The 22013-nt window shown below is 54.0% G+C and carries 23 protein-coding genes and 1 pseudogene; 21 read left to right on the plus strand and 3 right to left on the minus strand.

The features are described 5' to 3' along the window. Window positions 1-3 precede the first annotated feature (3 nt). The 4 genes and pseudogenes from ACZ500_RS04640 to ACZ500_RS04655 form a co-directional block, all read left to right on the plus strand. Complete coding sequence (locus ACZ500_RS04640; RefSeq protein WP_464231362.1) at window positions 4-1026, plus strand: helix-turn-helix transcriptional regulator; 1023 nt, start codon at window positions 4-6, stop codon at window positions 1024-1026. Between the two features lie 250 nt (window positions 1027-1276). After that, window positions 1277-3397 carry a TonB-dependent receptor gene (locus ACZ500_RS04645; protein WP_464231363.1) on the plus strand — a complete coding sequence of 707 codons (2121 nt, stop codon included), beginning with the start codon at window positions 1277-1279 and terminating at the stop codon, window positions 3395-3397. A 54-nt stretch (window positions 3398-3451) separates the two neighbouring features. Beyond that, window positions 3452-4471 (plus strand): methyltransferase, encoded by a 1020-nt coding sequence (locus ACZ500_RS04650; RefSeq protein WP_464231364.1) that lies wholly within the window; start codon window positions 3452-3454, stop codon window positions 4469-4471. An 84-nt stretch (window positions 4472-4555) separates the two neighbouring features. Next, a pseudogene (locus ACZ500_RS04655) lies at window positions 4556-4681 on the plus strand (P-type ATPase actuator domain-containing protein); the annotation flags it as partial. A gap of 156 nt (window positions 4682-4837) precedes the next feature. Here ACZ500_RS04655 and ACZ500_RS04660 read toward each other — a convergent pair. After that, window positions 4838-5689 (minus strand): homocitrate synthase/isopropylmalate synthase family protein, encoded by an 852-nt coding sequence (locus ACZ500_RS04660; protein ID WP_464232994.1) that lies wholly within the window; start codon window positions 5687-5689, stop codon window positions 4838-4840. Here ACZ500_RS04660 and ACZ500_RS04665 point away from each other — a divergent pair. From ACZ500_RS04665 to ACZ500_RS04695, 7 genes are all read left to right on the plus strand, one after another. Continuing rightward, window positions 5639-5797 carry a hypothetical protein gene (locus ACZ500_RS04665; RefSeq protein WP_464233146.1) on the plus strand — a complete coding sequence of 53 codons (159 nt, stop codon included), beginning with the start codon at window positions 5639-5641 and terminating at the stop codon, window positions 5795-5797. The two genes, ACZ500_RS04660 and ACZ500_RS04665, sit on opposite strands and share 51 nt — an antisense overlap. Before the next feature lie 75 nt (window positions 5798-5872). Continuing rightward, a complete protein-coding gene (locus ACZ500_RS04670; protein ID WP_464231365.1) occupies window positions 5873-6307 on the plus strand; it encodes a hypothetical protein in 435 nt (144 codons plus the stop codon). Next, on the plus strand, window positions 6304-6750 hold the full coding sequence (locus ACZ500_RS04675) for a Druantia anti-phage system protein DruA (RefSeq protein ID WP_464231366.1): 447 nt from the start codon (window positions 6304-6306) through the stop codon (window positions 6748-6750). Before ACZ500_RS04670 ends, ACZ500_RS04675 begins: the two co-directional genes overlap by 4 nt. After that, the gene (locus tag ACZ500_RS04680) at window positions 6743-7402 is read left to right on the plus strand and encodes a DUF6444 domain-containing protein (RefSeq protein ID WP_464231367.1); all 660 of its coding nucleotides are present in this window, start codon (window positions 6743-6745) and stop codon (window positions 7400-7402) included. The genes ACZ500_RS04675 and ACZ500_RS04680 overlap by 8 nt, the downstream gene beginning before the upstream one ends. Further along, on the plus strand, window positions 7323-8144 hold the full coding sequence (gene tnpC, locus ACZ500_RS04685; RefSeq protein ID WP_464231368.1) for an IS66 family transposase: 822 nt from the start codon (window positions 7323-7325) through the stop codon (window positions 8142-8144). Before ACZ500_RS04680 ends, tnpC begins: the two co-directional genes overlap by 80 nt. A gap of 84 nt (window positions 8145-8228) precedes the next feature. Beyond that, window positions 8229-8423 (plus strand): hypothetical protein, encoded by a 195-nt coding sequence (locus ACZ500_RS04690; protein WP_464231369.1) that lies wholly within the window; start codon window positions 8229-8231, stop codon window positions 8421-8423. A 4-nt stretch (window positions 8424-8427) separates the two neighbouring features. Continuing rightward, entirely contained in the window at window positions 8428-9171 is a 744-nt protein-coding gene (locus tag ACZ500_RS04695) for a reverse transcriptase domain-containing protein (protein WP_464231370.1), read from the plus strand. On the opposite strand, the gene ACZ500_RS04700 is transcribed toward ACZ500_RS04695, so the two are convergent. Further along, on the minus strand, window positions 9151-9315 hold the full coding sequence (locus ACZ500_RS04700; protein WP_464231371.1) for a hypothetical protein: 165 nt from the start codon (window positions 9313-9315) through the stop codon (window positions 9151-9153). The two genes, ACZ500_RS04695 and ACZ500_RS04700, sit on opposite strands and share 21 nt — an antisense overlap. A 259-nt stretch (window positions 9316-9574) precedes the next feature. Then, window positions 9575-9778 (minus strand): hypothetical protein, encoded by a 204-nt coding sequence (locus tag ACZ500_RS04705; RefSeq protein WP_464231372.1) that lies wholly within the window; start codon window positions 9776-9778, stop codon window positions 9575-9577. A gap of 441 nt (window positions 9779-10219) precedes the next feature. Between ACZ500_RS04705 and ACZ500_RS04710 the strand changes: the two genes are divergently transcribed. The 10 genes from ACZ500_RS04710 (at window position 10220) to ACZ500_RS04755 (ending at window position 21578) form a co-directional block, all read left to right on the plus strand. Continuing rightward, window positions 10220-10924: a DUF3450 domain-containing protein gene (locus ACZ500_RS04710; protein ID WP_464231373.1), complete on the plus strand. Its 705-nt coding sequence runs from the start codon at window positions 10220-10222 to the stop codon at window positions 10922-10924. Between the two features lie 14 nt (window positions 10925-10938). Next, window positions 10939-12354, plus strand: a complete 1416-nt coding sequence (locus tag ACZ500_RS04715; protein WP_464231374.1) for a MotA/TolQ/ExbB proton channel family protein — start codon at window positions 10939-10941, stop codon at window positions 12352-12354. Next, complete coding sequence (locus tag ACZ500_RS04720) at window positions 12354-12962, plus strand: MotA/TolQ/ExbB proton channel family protein (RefSeq protein WP_464232995.1); 609 nt, start codon at window positions 12354-12356, stop codon at window positions 12960-12962. The genes ACZ500_RS04715 and ACZ500_RS04720 overlap by 1 nt, the downstream gene beginning before the upstream one ends. Window positions 12963-13001: 39 nt before the next feature. Then, on the plus strand, window positions 13002-13427 hold the full coding sequence (locus ACZ500_RS04725) for an ExbD/TolR family protein (protein WP_464230819.1): 426 nt from the start codon (window positions 13002-13004) through the stop codon (window positions 13425-13427). A 40-nt stretch (window positions 13428-13467) separates the two neighbouring features. Next, window positions 13468-14175, plus strand: coding sequence for an energy transducer TonB (locus ACZ500_RS04730; protein WP_464231375.1), 708 nt, complete (start codon window positions 13468-13470; stop codon window positions 14173-14175). Continuing rightward, a complete protein-coding gene (locus ACZ500_RS04735; protein WP_464231376.1) occupies window positions 14172-15533 on the plus strand; it encodes a tetratricopeptide repeat protein in 1362 nt (453 codons plus the stop codon). The genes ACZ500_RS04730 and ACZ500_RS04735 overlap by 4 nt, the downstream gene beginning before the upstream one ends. Before the next feature lie 692 nt (window positions 15534-16225). Beyond that, window positions 16226-17305, plus strand: coding sequence for a helix-turn-helix domain-containing protein (locus ACZ500_RS04740; RefSeq protein WP_464231377.1), 1080 nt, complete (start codon window positions 16226-16228; stop codon window positions 17303-17305). A gap of 248 nt (window positions 17306-17553) precedes the next feature. Further along, complete coding sequence (locus tag ACZ500_RS04745; RefSeq protein ID WP_464231378.1) at window positions 17554-18177, plus strand: class I SAM-dependent methyltransferase; 624 nt, start codon at window positions 17554-17556, stop codon at window positions 18175-18177. A 47-nt stretch (window positions 18178-18224) separates the two neighbouring features. Next, window positions 18225-19424 (plus strand): MFS transporter, encoded by a 1200-nt coding sequence (locus ACZ500_RS04750; RefSeq protein ID WP_464232996.1) that lies wholly within the window; start codon window positions 18225-18227, stop codon window positions 19422-19424. 48 nt (window positions 19425-19472) lie between these two features. Continuing rightward, window positions 19473-21578, plus strand: coding sequence for a TonB-dependent receptor (locus ACZ500_RS04755; protein WP_464231379.1), 2106 nt, complete (start codon window positions 19473-19475; stop codon window positions 21576-21578). The last annotated feature ends 435 nt before the right edge of the window (window positions 21579-22013 follow it).

Consider the following 22013-nt stretch of genomic DNA (forward strand, 5'->3'; position numbering starts at 1 on the left):
TCGGTGTCAATAGTAGATAGGAACGGAGGCTTCGGTGAGACCGAATATTTTGATAAACCAGTTATTTATGATCCCATTTCTGAAAGCTCGTTCGATATAAGTGGAAAATGGTCAAAGCGAGTTGAACTCGGGCCCGGGCTTGCATTGATTGTTACGGATGTGACTTTCCCGCGGCATTTCGTCGTGCGTTTTGATATCGAGCGTGCGCCGCTGCTGTTCTGTTTTATTCTTTCGGGAAAAGCGCGGTCCACCATCAATCATGGGCGCGGGGGGAAAACAAGTATTGATGGAAACAACGGCACCAGTCATATATCTTTTTTCCCGAAATCGCGAGGTGTCAGTGAGTTTTCAGCCGGCACGCCTGCACGTATTGTTCATATTCAGCTGGATCCTATATTATTGAGCACTCTGTTGCACGGAGAATTTGACGATATCCCACCTGATTTTTATGCGGCTGTTGAGGGGTCTCTTAAAAGCCGCTACCACTGTTCCGGCATCATGACCCCAAATTTGCAGATAGCGCTTTATCAGATGCTGAACTGCTCATATCACGGCTTAACTAGATTTTTATTCCTTGAAGGTAAGGCCTTGGAACTCGTCGCATTTCAACTGGAACAATTCCTATTCTCCAGAAAGAGAGAGAAAAGCCCACAGGTCTTACGGCAATCTGACATTGAACGTATCCATGAAGCCAGGGATATTGTTATTCGTAACATGAAACAGCCCCTGTCATTAATGGAACTTGCCCGTCAGGTAGGGCTTAACGAGTTTAAATTAAAGAGAGGGTTCCGCCGGGTGTTTGGAAAAACCGTCTTTGGATACCTGCACGAACTTCGGATGGAGCGGTCCAGGTTACTTCTTGAAGAAGGCCAAATGAACGTTAAAGAAATATCCTATGCCGTGGGTTATATGGATTCAGGCCGCTTTTCCGATGCATTCAAAAGGCAATTTGGGGTGAGGCCGAGTCTTTACTATAAAAATAAGTCGTTTTCATATAGTGGGGGTCGCGGATCACTTCTGCCGTAAGCATTTATCAGGACAAGTAATGCCTCCATTGAATGGTCCATCCGTTTCTGCCCTACATCTTTTTAAAAAATTTTGTCCCGATTTCCTCCGCTGGTTGCATTAGGATGCCTTTTGCTGAAAATCCCTTAAGGTCATGTCAAAATCCCTCCGGGTCATGCCATCAGTATTTCAATCAAGGTTGGATTTTCATATAAAGATTCTGCATAGATTTATTCTTACGCAACAAACCATTTTCGCAACGGAGGATATCATGACCAGGAGGAAAAGAAATCTGTCTTTGCCGGGTGTTATCGGTGCAATTATCGCCCTTACTGCCATAATGCATTTGACGGCGCTTTGTGTGTCGGCCCAGGAGGAACAGGAGAAAGAGGAACCGGGTGTCTATGAATTGGCGCCGATGACCGTTACGGCCCAGAAAAGGGAGGAAAACGTCCAGGATGTACCCCTGAGCGTCTCGGTTTTTTCGGATATTCCCATTGAAGATGCGGGCATTAAAGATATGAGCGAACTTGTACGCTTCACGCCCAATGTTTTTATGAAAGTATCTTCAGCGGAAAATGACCTGATCATCCGGGGGATATCCGCCTTTGATACGTCCATCTATTCACCGGCTGGATTTTATGTGGATGGTGTGAACTACCCGATACATTATATGTACAATCCCGAATTGTACGATATCGAAAGGGTTGAGGTCCTCAGAGGCCCACAGGGCACCTTGTACGGCCGCAACACCGAATCTGGAGTTGTCAATATTATCACCAAGCAGCCGGATGATGAGTTCAGGGCAAAACTCCTGAGCGAATACGGCAGCTATAAGTCATGGCGATTTGGCGCAGACCTGAGCGGTCCTGTTGCGAAGGATCAGTTGTTCCTGGGTCTTGCCATGCAATATGATCTTTCAAACGGCTATATTACAAATCTGTACAGCAACAATAATAAGTCTGCTAAAAAAGACCATAAAAATGGTCGCGCCACCCTGCGTTGGACGCCTACGGATATATGGGAACTGGCGTTTATCGCAGATTTTCTGGATACGGACGACAAGCAGAACTCCTATCGATACCGGACCGGGCCCTTTGCAACACCTTCCTGCGAAATCCGCCACAATGTGACGGATGAATATTCCAGACAGCAAGGCAACGGCCAGACTCTCCGGATTCAGTACGCCGGTGATGTGTTTGATGTGATATCCATTACCGGGCTTCAGCACTACTCCCATAAATATGATACGGATATGGATTGTGCCGATGACCTGGGTCCCTGGTACAATTGGGGGGATGCTCCCATGAAATATGACATAGAACACATGAGCGAAGAACTCAGGGTGTCCTCTCCTGAAGGCGGGAAGCCTCTTGAATGGTTGACGGGTGTCTACGTGTTCGGTGAAAAGACCGACATATGGAGCAATAGGCCGGCATGGCACATGGAAAACAATACGGACATTCATAACGATGGAGGTGCCCTTTTCGGCCAGGGAACATATACGTTCTTCGAAAGACTTCACTTGACCGCCGGACTGAGATTTGATCATCAGAACCTGGAAGGGACCATGAAGGGTACGGGTATGGCCGGCCCAATAGATCAAAACAGAGACCTCAATTATAATGAATGGATGCCCAAGTTCTCCGTCGCTTATGATTTCAGCGATGCATTCATGTCCTATGCCACGGTCTCCAAGGGATACATGGTGGGCGGATACAATTACGGCTATATGCCCAGCAGTGAAGACGCCTTCTGCTACGGTCCCGAATACACCTGGAATTACGAGGCAGGGATAAAGACATCCTGGCTGAATAACAGACTCCTTGCCAATCTCGCCTTCTTTTACATCGATATCCAGGACAAACAGGTGGTGGAATGGTCCATGGACATGGAGACCACAATAAAGAACGCCGCCAAAGCGCATTCCCAGGGAATTGAGCTGGAGGTTCAGGCACGGCCTTTGCCAGGCCTGAACCTGGTTGCCGGTTTTGGATACGTTCGATCAAAATTTGACGAATGGAACGCGTTACAACAGGATGGCACCCTGTATGATTTTGATGGCAAGTCCCTTCCATACTCTCCGGACTACACCTATAACCTGAGCGCTGATTACCGGCACCCCACGGGTTTCTTTGCCCGGGCCGATCTGCTCGGCACAGGTGGCTTCTATGGGGATGTCAGAAACAATCTCGAACAGACGGCCTATGAAATTGTGAATTTACGTTTTGGATACGAAACGGATCACTGGCGCGTTGAAGTCTGGGGCACGAACCTGTCTGATGAAGAATATGTCACCGCAATGTACGATAATTCGTCCATGGGCCTGGGGGATCTGGTCGAGGATGGTGAACCCAGAATGGTCGGCATCACTGCAAGCTATCGGTTCTGATGAAAACTCATTGAGGATAGAGCTAAAATGCATAAGACAGTAAGAGGAGGTAGGATGAAAACATTGCCCACTGTAGAAAATGATTTTAAGGCTCTTAATGATATAGCGACAGCGCCCATTGGCAGCCGGCTGTTGATGGCCGGGATCGAACTGGGCATTTTTGATGTAATGGATGTATTTCGTTCGTCCAAGGATATTGCTGCTACCGTCGGGGCTCATGCGGGTAATACCGAACTGTTTCTCAACGCCCTGGCAACCATCGACCTGGTGGAAAAGAAAGAGGGCCTTTACCGGAACCGGACGGAGACCAATACCTACCTGATGAAGAATTCGCCGACGTATCTCGGACCGCTTTTTAAGACGCTACAGAGGATGTACCTAGACCCACTGAAAAATCTCACCGATTTGGTCAAGTGCGGCCCCCGCACGGAAGCCTGCGACAAGGACTTGGCATCGGAGACGCTTTGGGCCGAAGTGACAAAGGCCACCGCCGGTTGGGTAACTGGTGGTACCGGACAGAAAATGGCCGCCATTATCACCGGGCTGCCGGGATTTTCCGGTTTTCGGAAAATGCTCGACCTGGGCGGCGGTCACGGCATGTTCGCCCTCTATTTCGTGGCCGCGCACCCGATCATGACCGGTGTGGTTTTCGACCGACCGGCCGTAGTTGCCGTGGCAAAGCGATTCATTCAGGAATATGGCATGCAAAATCGCGTATCCGTGCAGGCAGGAGATTATCTATCCGACGATATTGGCAACGGGTACGACCTGGTGTGGGCCTGCGCGACTCTGAATTTTGCACGGCACGATCTCGACCCGTTGATCGGTAAAATTTACACGAGTCTTAATCCGGGCGGGGTCTTTATCAGTTTTCAGGACGGCATGACCCACGAGCAGACCCGGCCCGATACCATATTGGGGCACTTGGGAGATGCTATGCGGGCAGGTCGGGATCTCTACTTCAACCAGGGAGAAATTGCTGATTCCATGCTTCGATGCGGATTCCGGTCGGTCCGGTCTCAAACCATAGAAACAGCCATGGGAGAGTTGGATATGGATATCACCCTGAAATAGCAACGGAATCTGGAAAGGCATAGGGTTTTATACCCACCTTGATGCCATCCATCTGCTCGTAAAAAGCCGAGAAATCCTCCCGGAGTCAAACCCGGAGAGCGCATCCCGGTCGACGCGGTTATCGTTTCGGGCGTATCAGCCGTCGATGAATCGATCATGACAGGGGGGGGACCCCTGCCGGTGGACAAAAAGGCCGGCGACGCCATCCTAGAGCTTCTCGCCCGACATTACGAACAGGGGCCTTAAGGCTTGTGCCTGTTGATAAGATACCTGAATACCCGCCTCATCGAGCAGATGCCGGATTGCGGCGGTACCCGAATGGGTGCCCAGAACGAAACGGCGGGTCTCATGCCCCGCCAATTGGGGTTAAAAGGGCTCATAGGTGCGGGTATTCCGGAACATGGCGTGGCAGTGGATGCCCGATTCGTGGGAGAAGACCCGGCTCCCTACAACGGGTTGGGCCGGCGGGATGGTTTGTCCGGAAGCATTCGCCACCATTTTGCACAACTGCACAAGGGATGTGGTGTCCACCTCACAAGCGAGACAGGGATGCTGATAAAGGGCCATGGCGATCTGTTCCAGGGCCGTGTTTCCGGCCCGCTCTCCCATGCCGTTCACCGTAACGCTGATGGCTTCTGCACCGGCTTCCAGGGCACAAAGGGCGTTTGCCGTGGCCATGTCCAGATCGTTATGGCCGTGGAATTCCAGCGGCAGTTTTGGAACAGCGATTCTGGTGGACCGGATCAGATTTGTGACGGTTTCGGGTCGTGCAATTCCCACGGTGTCGGCAACACGGAAGCGCTGGATGCCGGCGCCCCGGGCTCGCTCTGCAAAGGCGATCAAGAAGTCCTTATCGGCCCGTGTGGCATCCTGGGCTGCCACGGTGATGTGATCAAAGTGAGCCCTGGCCGAACGGGCCAGGGCGACCATTTGGGAAAGCACCCAAGCCTGATCCTTGCCAAGGGCCGCCAGATGGATGGGAGAGACCGGAAAGCTGAAATGCACCCCGCTGACGTTACAGCGGGCGGCCGCTGCCAGATCGTCCATTCGGCTCCTGCACCAGACCGACAACCGGCAGCGTAGTCCCAGCGCAGCCATGGCGCGGCAGTCTTTTTGAACCTCAGGTCCCATGGCCGGAACACCAATCTCGAGCTCCTGGATACCCGCATGATCCAGGGCGCGGGCAATGGCCAGCTTGTTCGAGCGGCTGAAGGAAATCCAGGGAGCCTGTTCCCCGTCCTGCAAGGTGGTGTCGATGATCCAGGCTTATCTGCTGATTTCTTTGTCTATCGCCATTTTCTTCTCATGCAGATCAGTTGTATTTGATCACAGGGGGTGCATTTTTCCCTGGCGTCCGAGGCTAAATTTTGCCAGGGTGCTTTGCCAAGAGGGGACAGCCCCTTGGCAGGGACCCTGTATCAAATTCGCGGCCGTCAGATCAGAGAGGAAGACCTCTCGTTTATCCGCGATACCATCTCCCGGCATTGGGAACGCGGTCGAACCGCCATTTCCCGAGTGCTGTGTGAGCACTGGGACTGGCGGCAGCCGAACGGGCAACTCAAAGGGATGGCCTGCCGTGCGCTGCTGCTCAAGCTCCAAGAAAAGCAGGTTGTTAATCTCCCCCCGCCTTTGTCCACAACGAATCATCGGAAGCCCCGCAAGGCTGTTCGACACAGCTATAACTACGACACCTCGGAGATTCACGGAACGGTCTCCGAGTTTGGCTCTTTGAAAATCGAGATGGTCCGGCGCACCCCGGATGAAGGCCTGTGGGATCACCTGGTCGACAAGTACCATATTACCTGGGGCGCCCCCGAATCGTCGGTGCATACTTGAAGTACCTGGCCTACCTGGATGGACACCTGGTGGCTTGCCTCGGTTGGGGCTCAGCGGCCTGGAAGGTGGAGTGCCGCGACCGGTTCATCGGTTGGGAGCCCCGTACCAGGGAAGCGAACCTCTACAAGGTCGTCAATAACGTCCGGTTCCTGATTCCGGGCTGGGTTTCGGTGGAACACTTGGCCTCGAAGCTTCTGAGCGCCAACATCCGGATGCTTCCCGGGGACTGGCAGGCGTTTTACCGCCATCCCGTTGCCTTGCTCGAAACCTTCGTGGACACCACCCGGTTCCAGGGCACCTGCTACCGGGCGGCCAACTGGGTCTATGCAGGACTGACCAAGGGGCGTGGACGCTACGACCGCTATAACCGCTGCATGGAACCGGTCAAGGCGGTCTACCTCTACCCGCTTGGCAAGCGTTTCCGGGAGGCGCTCCATGCCTGAAACGCCTCTTTTTCCCGAAGGCATCACCTTGACCCAAGAAGGGCTGCAGGATGTCGCGCGCTCCGTGCTCATCCAGATCATCCTCGCCCTTGCGGAGGAAAAAAGCGAGTTCCGAAAACGGATCGAACACCTCGAAGCGCGTCTGAACAAGGATTCCTCCAACTCGGATCGGCCGCCGTCCTCGGATCTGCCCTTCAAAAAGAAAAAATCCGGGAAGAAAAAGAAAGACACCGATCGACGGAAACTGACCCATCCGGGGCACCGGCAGGAGATGCTCCCGCCGAAGGAAACCCGAGTCATCCTTCCGGAAATCTGCACCTGCGGCAACCGCGAGTTCCCCGAAACCGAACCGTATTATACGCACCAAGTCATCGAACTGCCGCCGATCGAACTCGAGGTCATGCACTTCGAACTGCACCGAGGCAGGTGCCCGGTCTGCGGCAAGATGCAAAAGGCCACCGTCCCCAGGGAACATCGGACAGGCTACGGTCCCAGGCTTTCAGCCATGATCGCCGAGATGGCGGGCACCGGAGGCAGACAGCCGCTCAACGATTCAAACCTTCTGCGCTTCGGTGCTTGGGTTCCATATCAGCCTGAGCGCCATCCAGAAGATCATCGATCGGGCCTCGGCCGCGATCCAACTCCACTATGAAACGATCGGCCAGGCAGCCAGACAGGCGCCGGTCAACCACATCGACGAGACCAGCCACCGCCTCAACGGCCTCCTGCAATGGCTGTGGGTCATGGAGGGGCCGGCAGTGGCTTTCTTCATGATCCATTCCAACCGCTCGAAGCAAGCCTTCGAAGCATCGATCAAGGACTGGACCGGCATCCTGGTCTCGGACGGATACGGCGTGTACCGCAAATGGGTCGGACTGCGGCAGACCTGCCTTGCTCATCTGATCCGCAAGGCCAAGGAACTCTCCGAAAGGAAAGACCCGGACATAAAACGGTTCGGTCTGTGGGCAACCCATGAACTCCAACGACTATGCCATATGGCCAAGGATCCCCCCTCCGTCGGAGAGTGGCAGGCCTTTTATGCTCGTTTGATCCGCTTGATCACCCTTCATGAGAAGCACAAGGATGATGCCGGCAGATTTGCACGCCGTCTTCGCAGGGAGATCGAAAGCCTTTGGACGTTCCTCTCGGAGCAGGGGGTGGATCCCACGAACAATCATGCCGAGCGGATGCTTCGATTCGCCGTGCTGTGGCGCAAATCCAGCCAGGGTACGTCCAGTGAAAAAGGAAACCGCTGGGTGGAGCGTATCCTCTCACTCAGGCAGACCTGCCGGCTTCGGGAAAAGACAACCTTCCCCGTCCTTGTCGATGCCCTGCGCGCCTACTTCCGGGGTCAGGAACCCGACCTCGCCTGGATAGCTCAACCCACCGCCTGATCCAGATCCTGTGATCGCTTACTCCCGAAGGATGCAAAGGGCAAAGAAACACGCCCGATCGGGATCCCGACTTTTGAAGATAAGGTGCTTCAAAGGGCGGTGGCGATGGCTCTCGAACCAGTCTATGAGCAGGACTTCCTGGACTGCTCCTATGGATTCAGACCGGGTCGGTCTGCTCACCAGGCCATAAAGACAATCAGGGAAGGCCTGATGGAGATGGGAGGCGGGTATATCATTAGATTAGGATATCCGCAAATACTTCGACGCCATCGATCATAGTCAGTTGCAGGAGATTTTTCGCCGACGGGTACGCGATGGTGTGTTTGTGCGTCTCATCGGAAAGTGGCTGAATGCCGGCGTGATGGAGCAGCATCAGATCACGTATCCAGAAAGTGGGGTTCCACAGGGAGGAGTGATCTCCCCGTGCCTCAGCAACGTCTACCTTCACGAAGTGCTGGATAAATGGTTCGAGACAACGGTGAAGCCCCGCATGAGAGGGAAAGCCTTCATGGTGAGGTTCGCGGATGATGCCCTGCTGGTATTCGAATGCCAGGAGGATGCGGAATGCGTGATGGCGGTACTTCCGAAAAGATTCGGCAAGTATAGGCTGAAGCTCCACCCGGAAAAGACCCGAACATTGAATTTCCGGCGGCCACATGATGGAGACGGCGCAGGGAAAAAAAAGACATTCAACTTTCTTGGGTTTACACACTTCTGGGCAAAATCCCGGCGGGGCTTTTGGATCATCAAGCGAAAGACAGCAAAAGACAGGTTGGCAAGGTCCCTTAAACGCTTATCTGTCTGGCTGCGCAGGGTGCGCCACTGGCCTATAGCAGGGCAGCATAAAATGCCGAGTTCAAAGATGCGCGGGCACATTCAGTACTTCGGGATCAAGGGCAATACACCTGCTCTCGGCAGGTTTATCTTCCTGGCCCGAGAGATCTGGCACAAGTGGCTTGGTCGACGATCCCATAAGGCTAAACGGAAATGGGATTGGTTCAACGAATTAGTGTCCATCCGGAAATGATTTCCCGGCACTACCCAGTTTCCAATCCGGAAATGAGGATTTTTTGTCAATATCAAGGAAATCAAGCGTTTGCGCGGAGGCGACCTGTAGGTCGCCGTACAAGCAAACGTGCAGATTGACGCCGAGATTGGCAAAAAAGACCATTTCCGGATGGAAACGAATTAGCGAAGCGGCTTCCGCTTCCTAAACCCACCGTGGCCCACCAGTGCTGAGGTCGCGTAGCAAAACCATGACCTGAGGAGCCGGATGCGTCAGTCGCGCATGTCCGGATCTGTGGGAATCCCGGGTCGGAAACGGCCCGGGATCACCCCGCCAATCCACCGGCCTTTCCTTCAGCGATCATCAGATGGCCAACCTGTTTGCGGAATTTGCTGAAGATGCCACGGCCGAAGAAGTCATCCCTTCAGCGGCCGAGATCGAACGGCGCATCCCTCAAATCTATTTCGTGTCCATCCGGAAATGATTTTCTTATAGAACCCAGTTTCCAATCCGGAAATGAGGATTTTTGGCCAATATCAAGGAAATCAAGCGTTTGCGCGGAGGCGACCTGTAGGTCGCCGCACAAGCAAATGTGCAGATTGACGCCGAGATTGGCCAAAAAGACCATTTCCGGATGGAAACTATTTCGCAAGGGCGGGGCTGATAGCTTAAGGAGATTGTTTATCAGGCTTGCTCGGCGATGCTTTTTGTCACTTTGGACTATTCCCTCAGGCCTCATCATCCTGCCGACCCTGACGCAGGTTCTTATACAGCTATCTGATCTGGAACCCTCTTATAGTGAAAGAAAAGTCTTGACAAAAGAGATGCTTTGAAATAATTAGTCAGTTCGAAATTAATTAGCGAGATCAAGCTTAAAGAGGAATGTCTTACGTTCTTCGCGGCTCAAAGACGCGGAGAAAGTGAAGGCGTAACTTGGATGGAAAAAAATCCAGGTTACGCTTTTTTTTGTCTGAGGGAGATAGAAATGACGAATCATCGTATTCATAAAAGAGGTTTTCTTCTAATTCCGTTGCTCTTCATCCTCGTGTGTATGGCGCAGAGGCATTCGATGGCCGGGAGAGAAGCGGATCAGGCGCAAAAGAGCATCGACCAGTCCATAACGATTCGGCAGGAGACCCAGAAGGCTGAGGACAAATGGGCTGAGGAGCGACTGAGGCTTAAGGAGGAGTATGAGAGGCTGGAGCATGACAACGATCGGCTGGGTGTGGAAAACGAGGCCTTGGAGAAGGACGTGGCGGTCCTCCGTGGCTCGGTGGAATCCCTTGAACGTGAGATTGGGCAGATTGCCGGTATATCGGAAGAGCTTCTTCCCTTTCTTGAAGAGACCTATGACCGGCTGGAGACCCTGGTGAGGGGGGATGTCCCGTTTCTTCGGGATGAACGGGAGAGACGCCTTGAGACCCTGAGACGGACCCTGGATGACGCCACGGTCTCTGCCGGTGAGAAGTTCAGGAAGGTGATGGAGGCCCTGTCGGTCGAGGCGGAGTACGGGAACACCGTGGAGGTGTACCGTGAAGAGGTCGAGATTGACGGCAAGGAGATCCAGGTCAACATCTTCCGATTGGGACGGATCTCATTGTTTTTCCAATCTCTGGACGGGAAGATGGCCGGGCATTTTGATCCGGCGGCCTTTGAGTGGAAGAAGTTTCCGCCTGGATACAACCAGGCGATCAGCGCGGCCATGGAGATGGGGGCGAAGCAACGACCGGTGGATCTGCTGGTTCTGCCGCTTGGAAGGCTGGTGATGAAATGAAAAGGGGATCTGGTATGTGCCTTGTGGCCATGATCCTACTGTGTGTGTCCACAGCAGCCTTTGCCCAGGATATGAGGGCCGTGCAGACCGAGGCCAGGGAGAGGCGGGCGATCATACTGGAGAAGGCAAGGGAGGAAAAGGAGCGTGCGGCGAGGGAGGCGGAAGAGAGCAGGCAAGGCATATTTGCCGACAGATCGGCACTCAACCGATCACTTGAGCGGCTGAGTGGAGAAAAGGAGCGGCTGACGACTGAAAGCCTGGCATTGGCAGAGAGTCTGAAGGCCCTTCAAGCCAAGGAGAGGGAATTGCTTGGCCGCCGGCAGGAGGTGGAGGGGGCTGTCCGGGAACTGGTTGGATTTGTGCGTGTCAATGCCAAGGATACTGACCTTCTTCTGGGCCGGAGCCTGCAGAGCGCCCTTGTCGCGGGCCGGGAGGCGGCATTGCAGCCGATCTTGAACCAGACGGAATATCCGGGGATGGATCACATCCGGGCGATGGTGGATCTCCTGTTTGATGAAATCAGTTTATCGGGTCAGGTTCGGATAAAGGAGGGAGCGTTTGTCAATCGAGCCGGGGAAGAGGTTTCCGGCGACATCCTGGTGCTGGGGAATTTCTCAGCTGCCTATAAGGTTGCCGGAGAGACCGGGTTTTTGCTCTATTCCGACGACAATCGACATCTTTTTGCCCTTTCCGAAGCTCCTCCGCCGCGTATGGCAAGAAAGCTGGAGGCGTATCTGAAGGGTGAATCGGAGGATGTTCCCATCGATATGTCCAAGGGTGCGGCCTTGCGGCAATTGACCCATCAACTGAGCCTCATGGAACAGATCCCCAAGGGCGGCCCCATCGTGTACCCGATCCTCGGCATCGGGGTTCTGGCCTTGCTGATTATTCTGGAGAGGACCTTCTATCTGTTCCGGAAAGGAATGAAAACAGACCGCTTTGTGGATGCGGTATGCGGCCATGCAAGCCGGAGCGAGTGGGACAGGTGTGTGGAGCTTTGCAACCAGGCCGGGAAAAAGCCGATGCCCAATGTGCTCCTGGCAGGTATCAATGGTCGGGATATGGGCCGTGAGGACCTGGAGAACGTGCTCCAGGAGGCTACGCTGAACGAAGTCCCGAAGCTGGAGCGGTTTTTGTCCACCCTGGGCATGCTGGGGGCGATCGCGCCCCTGCTGGGACTCCTGGGAACCGTTACCGGCATGATCAATACCTTCCATGTGATCACCTATTATGGCACCGGGGATCCAAGGATGATGTCGGGCGGAATATCCGAGGCCCTGGTGACCACTATGCTGGGGCTTTCAGTGGCTATTCCCATCATGCTGTGTCACACCCTCTTGTCCGGAAAGGTCGAGAACCTGATCGGCCAGATGGAAAAGAAGGCGGTTTCATTTGTAAACACCGTGTTCAAGGCACGGGAGGGGAGATGATGGGGGTCTTTCACGATCATTTTCTCGGTCTGGAGGACTATTTTTGTGCAGGGGGCGTGGTCATGGTTCCCCTGGCGGTCCTCTCGGTGGTGATGTGGTCGCTCATTGTCAACCGGGTCTTTTTCTTCAGGCGATTGTACCGGAAGAATATGAGCCGAAAAACAGCCCTGGCGCATGTAAAGGCCTGCCAACTGCCGGATCCCAAGCAGTACAGGGGGGCTGGGGCCCTGCTGGTCAACGCCTTTCTGCTTCGTCGGTGCGGCATGGCCGAGGTGGATCGATTCATTCTGGATGAGACCGTGCTCGTTCTGACGTCCTCATTGAACCGGCACCTCTCTTTGATCGCCGTTCTTGCGGCGATGGCGCCCTTGCTGGGCCTCTTGGGCACGGTGACCGGGATGATCGCCACATTTGACATTATCTCGATTTTCGGGACGGGGAACGCCAAGGCCATGGCCGGGGGGATTTCGGAGGCCCTGATCACGACCCAGACCGGGCTTTTGGTGGCAATACCCGGGCTTTATATGAGCGGGTTTCTGAGTCGCCGGGCCGAGAACCTGAAACAACGGATCTCAGCGGTGGGCATCTATCTGAGGCGGCATGTGTAATCGTATGGGGGGCTGTTTTATGTTGTGGGAGAGGGGATCATGCTGAACATATCCGCAGCGCGAAAGGCGAGGAAACGGGGGATCGAGCTGAACATCGCGCCTTTGATAGACATGGTTTTTATCCTGCTGATCTTTTTCCTGGTGACCACCAGTTTTGTCAGGGAAACAGGGATCGACATCGACCGGCCGACCGCGGCTACGGCGGTCAGCAAGGAAAAGGCCAATATCCTGATTGGAGTCACCGAGGAAGATCGAATCTTCATGGACCGGCGCGAGATCGATATTCGCGCGGTAAGGGCGCATGTGGAACGGGCCCTGGCCGAGAATCCGGAAGGGGCCGTCATCGTGGTGGCCGACCGGGAAAGCCGTACCGGCATTGCCATCAACGTCATGGACGAATGCAAGCTGGCGGGGGCCAAAAGTGTCTCATTAGGCGCGGGTCTCCTATCGGAAACAGGGGAGTAACGAGATGGGCGTGGTGATGGGATCTGCTGCACTACACCGGATGGAAACCCGGAGCCCTGCGCGATCCGCAATCCTCTGGACGGTCGCGGTAGGGTTGTCTCTGGGGCTCAACGTGGTCTTGTTCGATCTCATGCCGCGGTTGATCGACAAGAGGGGTTCGAGGAGGCTCGAGTGTGAGCCGTGTATCGAAATGGTCAATATCGTCCGGATCAAACATCCCGAACCCCGGGCCCGGAGAGAGGAGAAAAGGGAAGAGCCGAAGGTTAACGAAACCCCGAAGAAGGTGAGCCCGAAGAAGATGGTTTATGCCAATCGGCCGGTAAGACAAACTATGGATCTGCCGTTTGAAATCAACCCGAAACTGCCGCCGGTTCCATGCGCCGTGTCGGTCCCGCCTATGAAGACGGTTTCGTTAGGCGCGCCAGACGCGCCGGTACTGAAGGGATCTTATGAGATGGGCGAGATCGATCATCCCCTGACCACCCTTGCCCGGGTCCCTCCTGTATATCCGATGAAGGCGAGACGGATGGGGATCGAAGGGTGGGTCAAGGTCCGCTTCATCGTAAACGAGCAGGGCCGGGTGGAAGACATCCGGATCGTTGAAAGCCGTCCGGAAAAGGTCTTTGACGAGGCCGTGATCCGCTGTGTTTCGATATGGCGCTTTACGCCGGGGACCGTGGACGGCATCCCTGTCAAGACATGGGTGAAGACAACCGTTCAATTCGATCTCCAGAAGGAGAAAGGATGACCCCCGTGTCAAAATATGCCTTTGGGTTGTGGCCTATGGTAATCATGCTCCTGGGGGTTTCTTCGGCCTCCCGCGGGAGTCAGGGAGACGATGTCCCTCCGGCCGCACGGATGGCGATTCACGAGGCTCAGCAATTGATGGAAAAGGACCGGTTTGCAGAGGCTGCTGCCGTGCTCGAGCGATTCACGGAAGAAGGGAGGAGGCTGGATGCAAAGGAGAAGGCCTCAAAGGGATATGACCACTACCTGGTCCATTTTACCCTGGGCAACTGCTGGCTGATGGGCAAAAATCATACCGCAGCAGAGACCCATTATCGGGCTGCCGTAAGCCAGAACCCCCATTTCCACGCAGGGTGGATGAACCTGGCTAAATGCTGCTATGACATGAACGCGCATGGCCGGGCAGGCCACGCCTTCCTAAAAGGGTATGAGACCGCCCCCAAAAAGGATTCTGAAATCCTCTATTACGGCGCTGCCTGTTTCATGACTGCCGGGGACTCCAAATCGGCCCTGGGGGCGTTCCAGATCCTCCTGAAGGAGCATCCGCCGGCCGAGATCAGGCATGAATGGAAGGAGGTCCTGGTCCAGGCATATCTTGACTCGGATCAGCCCCGGAAGGCCCTCCCGTTTATTGAAGCCCTCTCGGAAAAGACAGGAGGGGGGAAACGCCGCCAGTGGCAGGAGGCCAGGCTTCATACCTATCTCTCTCTGAACATGAAGGCAGACGCCCGAGAGTATCTCGAGCATCTGATCCTCGAATACCCTGAGGAGCCCGGATGGTGGAAAGGCCTGGCCCACTTGTACCTCAAGGAGAATGACTACAGGTCGGCACTGATCGCACTGCGCATAAAGGGTTTTCTTGAATGCCTTACGGACCAGGAGGAAAAGATCGTTGCAGACCTGAACATGGCCCTGGATGTTCCGGTTCAGGCGGTTTGGTTTTATGAGAAGCTTGCACGGGGAAAACCGCAACCGGACATGGCCTACCAGATCGCCCAGGGGTATATCCGCCTCCATCGGCCTGAAAAGGCCCTTGAATGGGTGGAAAAGGCCCTTGCCATGCAACACAGTCCCCGTCTTGTGTTGCTGAAAGGAGACCTCCTCTATCAGCTGAAAAGGTACCCCGAGGCCGCTCAGGCCTATGAAAACGCCGCTTCCCAACAGACGAAAGCAGATAGGGCCTGGCTCATGGCAGGATATGCGGCCTGGAATGCAAAGGACTTGCGGAGCGCGCGCCGCGCGTTTCAGAATGCGGCCAGGTATTCAAGTCAAAAGGACGATGCGCTAAAGGCCCTGCGGCAACTGGATCAAGAAACGACTCTAATGGATGAGGGAGACTCTCGCCGGGGGGAGGGTTGACAAGAGGGGAGTGGCAGGGTAAAGCCGCGGGCAGCGGCTCAAAACGCGCTCACTGAAATGAAGCCCCTTTCATTTGCCAAACTTGACCTTACAGAAAGGTTCTGGCGGAAGAAAAGGAGAGACGCTACCTATTGCAAGTATTTCGCATGCCTTGATCATCTCGGAAGCACGATCATGAACGGCTTTCAAAATCGCATGCGCATCCTTCCAGAGTCATCAGCGTAATGAAAAAGCTGTGAGAGAAACAAAGGTAAGAATCCTGCATCACGGAACGTGGCTTGTGAAAGTTGAGTGGAAATTCCCTGCGCCCGATGAGTTGGAGTCGAAATGCAACGAGTGCTTCTGTTCGACCACATTGACCTTTGAGGTGCCGTAAGGGGATCCACGCTGCAAGGATGGCCGATGCAGAGCAGTGCAACAGACCCGGGGCTTTTCGGCGTTTTCCCTGGCTTATGGAGAAGAAGCCTTCAGACTTGGCAATCTATGGGCTTCGCGACGCTCTCTTTCCGGGTAGTCAGTTGCATTATGAGCGATTCTCCCATACCCTGAGAGCAGCGGTTGAATCTCATGGTGCCGGGGGCGTTGATTCATGAGGCAGGCTTAAAGCTAGAGGGGGCAGGGTGATGAGCGGCATACCGGCTCTTCTGCCGACATACCGGCTAACGTCGGACCAAATATCATATGGGACTTCCATGGAACAGGGCACAGTGATCATCAACGCGCGCGAGCTTTTCGGGGACTTCTCCGATTACAGGGGGTTCAAAGCCTGGAGGGACGGGCATGAAGCCTACTGGCAATGGCCGAAGAAGATCGGAAAGGGGTTTTTGTATGCGCTCAAGCTCCGGCCGGGCCTGATGTTGGCCATCGGCAGCTATCGGTTATCCGAAGGTGTTGCGATCAGTTTTGACCTCGATTATTCGCCGCTGGTCCTGGCATTCAGCCTCTCGGGCGGTATACATCACACTGTAACCTGCAGAGAGGGGCAAAGGGACTTCTGGCATTTTAAGCCTGGGCATAGCGTTATGACCTATGCGCCTGAGTGTCAGGGGATATCTAGATCTCCGATCGGGATCACCCTGGGCGGCGTGGCCATCCATATAGCGCCGCTGTTATTGAACGATGTTATGGAGGGACACCAGGATCTGATTCCCGCCGGTCTGCGTGATATTGCAAATGGTGATGGCAGTTTCTTTCATCATACGTCAGCCATGACGCCCTCTGTAAGGGTGGTTGTTCATCAAATCATCAACTGCCCTTATGGGATTCCACTGAGAAGGCTTTATCTTGAAGGAAAGACACTGGAGCTGTTATTTCAAAGCATGGCACACCTGGTCTGGCCGGAGACCGTCTCACGGCCTCTCGTGTTGCGCTCGGATGACGTCGACCGCATCCGGGAGGCCAGGAGAATCCTGCTGAACAGCATTGAAGATCCGCCGTCGCTGTTCGAATTAGCCAGGCAGGTTGGCACTAACAAGAACAAACTGAATAAGGGTTTTCAGCAGCTTTTTGGAACCACCGTGTTTGATTACCTACGCATCAGCAGGCTTGAACGGGCGAGAGAACTGCTCGAGACCAAGAAAAAGAGCGTCACGGAAGTGGCGTTTGAAGTAGGTTATGCCCAGCATAGTAACTTCACCAAGGCATTCAAGCGGCATTTCGGTACGCCCCCGGCTGACTATCTTCGCGAAGACCGTTTCCCCAGGCAAGGGGCTTGCAGACTTCCAACAAGCGCCATATCTATGTCTTATCCGCAGTTAAAAAACTACTCGTAGGTTTCCTCTTCTTTTCCGGGCGAGTCAGTTCTAATGGTCTCTTAGAGGCTCATCAGCTTTTGGGTCAATCCACATTTATCCCTTCTCATTACTTCCGTCGGCCCCGCTTCTGTAATCTGTATCCAAGGTGTTTCTCGATCGAAAAGGTCCGCCCTGCAAAATGAAAGGTCCGCCCTGCAAAGCAGGAGGGTTGCAATATGCCCTATCCTCAAGAAATGAGCACGCCAAAACATGATGAGGGGCTTCAAATGAAAAACAATCCGAAATGGAAGGACTTTGTGGACCGGACAGCACGCAAGCCGGAGGGGAAATGGGCAATCAAAAACTATACCCATCCCCGGTCCCATTACAGATCGTTTAAGATCATCCTGGACAGTCTTTGTCTGAGTGACGGGGATATCTATTGTGAAATCGGCTGCGGGGGCGGGGTGCTCTTGAACATGGCCCTTTCCAAGGTGAGCAGGGGCGCTGCCGTGGATCACAGCGAGGCTATGGTGCAACTGGCCAAACAGATCAACTGGCGGTATGTGGCGGGAGGGAGGGTGGAGATAGTCCAGGGAAACGCCGAAAACCTCCCCTGGCCGGCCGGCGCTTTTACCGCCTGCGCCAGCGCGAATATGTTCTTTTTTGTGGAAGACCCCGGGGCGGTGCTCTCCGAGGTATTCCGGGTGTTAAAGCCCGGAGGAAGGTTTGCCATGGTCACCATCGCAAGGGGAATCCTGGGAAGACTTACGTTCGGCTGGCTCTATTCCCTCCGAGTCTATTCGGATGATGAGATGAGGTCCATGCTTGCTGCTGCGGGATTCTCCAATATCGAGGTGGGCCGGCGCATGGTCGTAATGCAGGTGTGCCGAGGGGTCAAGCCATGCTGAAGAGGCCCCTGTTCGGCGTATTGGCCTGTTTGTATACGGCCCAGACCATGCCGGGGCACTTCGCTGCGAATGCGCTTCCCATCATCCTTCGGCAAGAGGGGTATTCTCTGGAGATGATCGGATGCCTCGGTATGATCAGCCTCCCATGGGGCTTGAAATTTCTTTGGGCGCCTTTGGTAGACCGGTTCGGTGGCGAGAGCAATCATTACCGGAAATGGGTGGTTGCCATGCAGCCGCTGTTTGCTTTGACCACCCTTTGTGCGGCTTTGTTCAGCATTCGGGAGGATATCATCATGGTGGCGGCACTCATGACCCTATCTTATATGTTCGCAGCTACCCAAGACATCGCCGTTGACGCATACGCGGCGAAAACGCTCGAGCACAGAGATCGCGGGGTGGGAAACGGCATTCAGACGGCCGGCAATATGCTGGGCGTAGTGCTCGGTTCGAGCGCAGCGCTGATCCTGTATTTCCATACGTCCTGGGGAACGACTATCGCGGTTTTATCCAGCATCACCATGCTGTTGGGGCTTCCCATTCTTTTTACTCGGGAAAGGGGAAGTGCTTCACGGTCGTTGGCTTCGTATGGGGATATAATCTCGTTTTTTAGAATCCCTGGGGCTGCGCGCTTAATGCTGGCGGTGTTTCTGGTCTTGGCCGGCGTTTTCAGCACAATGACCATGTGCAAGCCGCTCTTGGTCGACAAGGGGTATGACTGGGACATTATTTCCATTACCTTAGGGATAGCCCCCATTTCCGGCGTGCCGACAGCACTGATCACAGGGTTTTGCATTCGAAGGTGGGGGCACAGCCGTGTGTTTGCGGCCTCCTGCCTCTCGGCGGCAGCCGCCTGCAGTTCATTCATCCCGATATCCCTCGGCAGCAGCTCGGATGCAATCGTGTATGGCGCTCTTGCCGGCATTCACATGGCGTTTGCCATGCTCATCACTGTGCTCTATACCATCGCCATGGCATTTGCTCGTCCGGGGAGGGAAGGCTCAGATATTGCGCTGGTTATGTCCTTTTCCTTCATCGGCGGAATTGCATTCGTGGCGGTGAGCGGTGTGGTGGCTCGGATATTCGGCTATCCTGCGCTTTTCGCCACTACCGCCGCCCTGTATATCCCCGTCTTTATGCTTTCCCCGGCCAGGGATACAACGCAATTCGCCGGCCGTCACGATGCCCGTGATGCGGATCCAGAGTCCACGAATATCGGGCGGTTGCGGACATCCCCTCAATCAAAATAGACGGCATTGGGATCTGGCAGAAAAACCGCTGACATAGGAGAGAATATCATGAATCTGTACAAAGCAAAGACCTTATGGATACTTGCCGCGCTATTTTCGGTCGTTTGGGTATTGTTTTTGCCGGCAGCTTCTGTAGCGGGCCAGGAGGAAATATTGGAAAAGAAGGCTGTTCAAGAAGGCGACTCCCGGGAGGAATATGAACTCGAAACAATGACCGTTACAGTCCAAAAGCAAGAAGAAGATGTTCAGAAGGTGCCGGGAAACGTCACGGCGTTTGATGGATTTGTCATGGAGGACTTGGGTGTCGACAATATCGATGAGTTGACAGAGCTGACACCCAATATCAATATCGACAAGATTGATTCGCATATGACGCAGATGGTGTTTCGCGGCATCGGTGGTATAGCCAATATGAATAAAGTGTGGAACACCAATGTGGATGGAGTAGCCGCGCCTTACGTGGGAGTCGACACGTTCCTGGATGTTGAAAGGGTTGAGCTGATAAGGGGCGGCCAAGGCCTCTTTTATGGGCGTAATACCCTGGCCGGCGTGGTGAACGTGATTACCAGAAAGCCTACCCCCGAGTTCTCACTGGATGCCTACGCAGAAGCGGAAAGCTATAACACCCAAAAGGCCACGGCGGCTATTGGCGGACCGGTGGCAATCAATCAAGGGTATCGCCTGGCGTTTGGCTATTCCCGTGGAGATGGCTACATGAAGAATGCCTTTTTGAACACCGATGATGGGAGTCGACATGAGCAGTTCTCCGGCCGTGGCATATATGATTTTTTGTTTTCGAAGGACAATCTCGTAAGGTTTACCATGACGGCGGATAGCTATAATGGCGGCTTTGATGATTATGCGCCGGTTTCTCTGGGGCCGACAACCACAACCACCAATAATGAAGAAGGCGAGAACAAAGGACACCTTCTTTCGCCTACGCTGACATGGGAAAGGAAGTTTTCCGAGTTTACCCTCACATCGATTACAAATTACAGCAATTCGGATTATGAGATCTTATGGGATCAAGACTTCACGCAATATGATCTGATGGTCTTCGACTACGACGAGGATTTCAATACCCTGACGCAGGAATTGCGTGTCACCGGCAATTGTTCTCGAAATTTCGAATGGCTGGCGGGCATCTTCCTAATGTTAGAAGATATCGATATGTCGTCAGACTTTGCCTTTGGAAAAGAGAGTGCGTATTCCGGGCTCCACATGCTGTCCGATTCATCGATCGACAGCCAAGAGGCCGCGCTTTTTGGTCAGGGCATCCTCAGGCTTTTGGAGGATCTGGAGTTCCGAGCCGGGCTTCGCCTTGACTATGAAAAGAGAAAACTGACATGGGAAGGATGGTCTGAAATGGGCAGCAGCGCTCTCGGGCCCAGTCAGGACTTCTCTCGTGAGGACGGCTGGTTTGGCGTAATGCCATCGGCCAGTCTCGCCTACGTCTTATCCGACCGGGAAAGGATTTATGCGGCAGTGGATCGTGGATACAAAGTCGGCGATTATGCTGCCAATCAGGTGGATATGGATGCTGTTCGAGATCCGGTGGATCCGGAATATACCATGACATACGAACTCGGATATAAGGGATTGCTGGCTGACAAACGCCTGGGGCTGAACGCTGCGGCTTTTTATGTGGACGTGACCGATATGCAGGTCAGCGTCGTAAAGGATAATGTAGCGCTGATGCAGAACGCGGCGGAAGCCCACAGCTACGGGGCGGAACTGGAGGCTCGCTGGCGGGCGGCAAAAGGCCTGGATCTCCTTGCAGGGCTCGGCTGGCTCAAGGCCGAATTCGACCGTTATGATAATCATCCCGACGGCCTGGATTTATCGGGCAACCAGCTTCCCAATGCCAATGAGTACAGCCTCTCCGTAGGCGCAACGTACAGACATGACAGTGGATTTTTCGGAGCCCTCTCAGCCGCCTCGATGGGCCCCAAATACATGGACGAAGAAAACCTGATCAAACAGGAGCGCTACACCCTTGTCAATGCCAAAATAGGGTATGAACGCGCCAACTGGGCGGCCTATATCTATGGAAGAAACCTGCTGAATGAAAGCTACCTGGTCCACACCACCGCCGGCGCGGGTCGTGCCGGCGAACCGCTCATCATTGGCGTGAAATTCAGTTGCCTTTTTTAGAGCCAGAGTTCCTCTGTTACGCGCATTCGGAGATATGATCTATCTCAAACTGAGGCTTTATTCTATCACCTGCACCATTCACACGACCCATTAAGTGGAGATGAATCTGCCCAAAAACAATATGTCCCTGCTCCTTGAATAGGGCTTGACAAAAGGGCTTTTTCGGATCAGTTAGAGGTGAGAATATATGTTCTATAGTCAAAATTGAATAAGAGATATCTTATGGCCTCCGGTCCTTGCGCGCGGAGAAAGTGAAGACGTAATCCTTTGGAGTGCAATAGGTTACGTCTTTTTTTGTGAATCGCGTCATAAGGTTGATGCCTCTGACCGATTTGAGCCGTGTGCATGTGGGGGGATATGGTTTCCTTTGAGGTCACCCTCATGGGAAAGCGCCTGACCACCATGCCCGAAAAGGGCTTGGAATATATATCACCG

It is taken from the genome of Desulfatiglans parachlorophenolica (assembly GCF_055394735.1).